This is a genomic window from Methylibium sp. T29-B, from assembly GCF_000576225.1.
GTDB classification, from domain to species: domain Bacteria; phylum Pseudomonadota; class Gammaproteobacteria; order Burkholderiales; family Burkholderiaceae_C; genus Methylibium; species Methylibium petroleiphilum.
The window spans coordinates 1-3,878 of sequence record NZ_AZSN01000237.1 but is presented as its reverse complement, the minus strand read 5'-3'; the positions used below and the strand labels follow the sequence as shown (position 1 = coordinate 3,878).

Below are 3,878 nucleotides of genomic sequence, written 5' to 3'. Positions count from 1 at the left end.
GGGTGCGGCCTCCGCAGCGGCCGGCCGCGCCAGCGACCGGGCGATTCGGGTTTGCCCTGAAGTCTGCTTTTCGATGCCATTCGTTTTTTCCTCGCAAATTGAGCAACAACGTTGCTCCAAGCATGCCCCAGCGGGCACACAAAGAAAAGACTTCCCCGCACGCTTTGCCTACACTGCCCGCAGGCCCGCCGCAGGAGTTCCGCCGCCATGAATGCGCCCCTTCCCGAGTCCATCCGTCGCGCGCTCGAGACGGTCACACTCGACGACAAGTACGCCCTCGAGACCGGGCAGGCCTTCATGAGCGGGGTGCAGGCGCTGGTGCGGCTGCCGATGCTGCAGCAGCAGCGCGATGCCACCGCCGGGCTGGACACCGCAGGTTTCATCAGCGGCTACCGCGGCTCGCCGCTGGGCGGCTACGACCAGGCGCTGTGGCAGGCGCAGAAGCACCTCGCGGCCCACCAGGTGGTGTTCCAGCCGGGCGTCAACGAGGAGCTGGCCGCCACCGCGGTGTGGGGCACCCAGCAGCTCGATCTTTACCCGCAGAGCCGCAAGCACGACGGCGTGTTCGGCATCTGGTACGGCAAGGGCCCGGGCGTGGACCGCTGCTCCGACGTGTTCAAGCACGCCAACATGGCGGGCACCGCGAAGCACGGCGGCGTGATCGCGATCGCCGGCGACGACCACATCGCCAAGAGCAGCACCGCGGCCCACCAGAGCGACCACATCTTCAAGGCCTGCGGGCTGCCGCTGTTCTTCCCGGCCAGCGTGCAGGAGATCCTCGACATGGGGCTGCACGCCTTCGCGATGAGCCGCTTCTCCGGCGTGTGGGCGGGCATGAAGACCATCCAGGAGGTGGTGGAGTCGTCCGCATCGATCTCGGTCGACCCCGACCGCGTGAAGATCGTGCTGCCGGAGGACTTCCCGATGCCCGCCGGCGGCCTGCACATCCGCTGGCCCGACGCGCCGCTGGAGCAGGAAGCGCGGCTGATGAACCACAAGTGGTACGCGGCACTGGCCTATGTGCGCGCGAACCGGCTCAACCACACGGTGATCGACTCGCCGCACGCGCGGCTCGGGCTGATCTCCAGCGGCAAGGCCTACAACGACACGCGCCAGGCGCTGCACGACCTGGGCCTGGACGACGCGGCCTGCCGCCGCCTCGGCATCCGGCTGCACAAGGTGGGCGTGGTGTGGCCGCTGGAGGCCACCATCACGCGCGAGTTCGCCACCGGCCTGCAGGAGATCCTGGTGATCGAGGAGAAGCGCCAGGTCATCGAGTACCAGCTGAAGGAAGAGCTCTACAACTGGCGCCCCGACGTGCGGCCCAACGTGCTGGGCAAGTTCGACGAATCGGAGGGCGACCTGTCGGGCGGCGAATGGAGCCAGCCCAACCCGAGCGGCAACTGGCTGCTGCGTGCCCAGGCCGACCTGACGCCGGCGATCATCGCCCGCGCGATCGGCAAGCGGCTGCTCAAGCTCGGCGGCCTGGACACCGACACACGCGCCCACGTCGAGGCGCGGCTGGCGCTGATCGACGCGAAGGAACGCGCGCTGGCCGCGAGCACGCAGGACACCGGCGACCGCGCGCCGTGGTTCTGCAGCGGCTGTCCGCACAACACCAGCACCCGCGTGCCCGAGGGCTCGCGCGCGGTGGCCGGCATCGGCTGCCACTACATGACGGTGTGGATGGACCGCAGCACCACCACCTTCTCGCAGATGGGGGGCGAGGGCGTGAGCTGGGTCGGCCAGGCGCCGTTCACCACCGACCGCCACGTGTTCGCCAACCTCGGCGACGGCACCTATTACCACTCGGGCCTGCTGGCGGTGCGCCAGAGCATCGCGGCGAAGGTGAACATCACCTACAAGATCCTGTTCAACGACGCGGTGGCGATGACCGGCGGCCAGCCGGTCGACGGTACGCTGCGTGTGCCCGAGATGACCCGCGAACTCGACGCCGAGGGCGCGAAGCGCATCGTCGTGGTGACCGACGAGCCGCGCAAGTACGACGGCGTGACCGGCCTCGCGCCCGGCGTGACGGTGAAGCACCGCGACGAGCTCGACGCGGTACAGCGCGAGCTGCGCGAAGTTCCCGGCTGCACCGTCCTCATCTACGACCAGACCTGCGCCACCGAGAAGCGGCGCCGCCGCAAGCGCGGCACGATGGCCACGCCGGCCGAGACGGTGGTGATCAACGAGCTGGTGTGCGAGGGCTGCGGCGACTGCTCGGTGCAGAGCAACTGCCTGTCGGTCGAGCCGGTCGAGACGCCGTTCGGCCGCAAGCGCCGCATCAACCAGAGCAGCTGCAACAAGGACTACTCCTGCCTGAAGGGCTTCTGCCCGAGCTTCGTGACGGTGACCGGCGGCACGCTGAAGAAGCCGCAGCGCGACGCCGCGCACGACCCGCACCGCGGACCGCCGTTGCCCGACCCGGTGCTGCCGCGGGCCGACAGCGCCTGGGGCATCGTGGTCGCCGGCGTCGGCGGCACCGGCGTCATCACCATCGGCCAGCTGCTCGGCATGGCCGCCCACCTCGAGGGCAAGGGCGTCGTCACGCAGGACGCCGCCGGCCTGGCGCAGAAGGGCGGCGCGACCTGGAGCCACATCCAGATCGCCAACCGGCCCGAGGCCCTCTACTGCACCAGGGTCGGCACCGCCGAGGCCGACCTGGTGATCGCCTGCGACCCCATCGTCGCAGCCAAGAAGGACACGCTCGCGGTGATGCGCGAGGGCCGCACCCACGTGGCGCTGAACACCCACGGTGCGCCCACCGCGGCCTTCGTCGGCAACCCCGACTGGCAGTTCCAGGGCGGCCGCTGCGAGGCGGTGATCGAGCAGGCCTGCGGCGGCGCCGCGCAGGTGGGCAGGTTCGACGCCGACCGGCTGGCGACCGCGCTGCTCGGCGACGCGATCTACACCAACCCGCTGATGCTGGGCTACGCCTGGCAGAAGGGCTGGGTGCCCCTGGGCGAGGCCGCGCTGCTGCGCGCCATCGAGCTCAACGGCGTGCAGGTCGAGCGCAACCGGGCCGCCTTCGCCTGGGGCCGGCGCGCGGCACACGACCTCGCCGCGGTGCAGGCCCTCACCGCGACGGCGCAGGTGATCGCCTTCGTGAAGAAGCCCGCGCTCGACGAGCTGCTGGCCACGCGCGCCGACTTCCTCACCGGCTACCAGAACGCGGCCTACGCGCAGACCTACCGCCCTTCGTCGACAAGGTGCGCGCCGCCGAGGCGCCGCTGCAGTCGACCCGGCTCTCCGAGACGGTGGCGCGCTACCTGTTCAAGCTGATGGCCTGCAAGGACGAGTACGAGGTGGCGCGCCTGCACGCCGACCCGGCCTTCCACGCGAAGATCGCTGCGCAGTTCGACGGCGAGGTGAAGCTGGGCTACCACCTCGCGCCGCCGGGGCTGGCGAAGAAGAACGCGCGCGGCGAGCCGCTGAAGCGGCGCTATGGCCCGTGGATGCTGGGGGCCTTCCGGCTGCTGGCGCGGCTCAAGGGCCTGCGCGGCACGGCGCTCGACCCCTTCGGCCGCACCGAGGAGCGCCGCACCGAGCGCGCGCTGGTCGGCGAGTACCGCGCCTGCATCGAGGAGCTGCTGGCGACGCTGGACGCGCCGCGGCTGGCGCTGGCGGTGGAGATCGCCGCGATCCCGGAGGACATCCGCGGCTACGGCCACGTGAAGGCCCGGCACCTGGCGGCCGCGCGGGCGAAGTGGAGCGGCCTGATGGTGCAGTGGCGTACCGGGTCACCACAGCGCGCGGCAGCGTGAGTGGCCCCGCCCTCCCGCGTCGGAGACACCCCCGACCCGCGGCGCGACTTCTCGCCATCGACGCAGCGCAACGGCACGACGCCGCCGCGCGCCGCCCGCTCCACCTGGCGG

1 pseudogene is annotated in these 3,878 nt (G+C 71.2%); it reads left to right on the top strand.

Annotated elements, in window-relative coordinates:
* The first annotated feature begins 207 nt into the window (after nucleotides 1-207).
* Nucleotides 208-3,767 (top strand): annotated as a pseudogene (locus tag Y694_RS20285) (indolepyruvate ferredoxin oxidoreductase family protein).
* Nucleotides 3,768-3,878 lie beyond the last annotated feature (111 nt).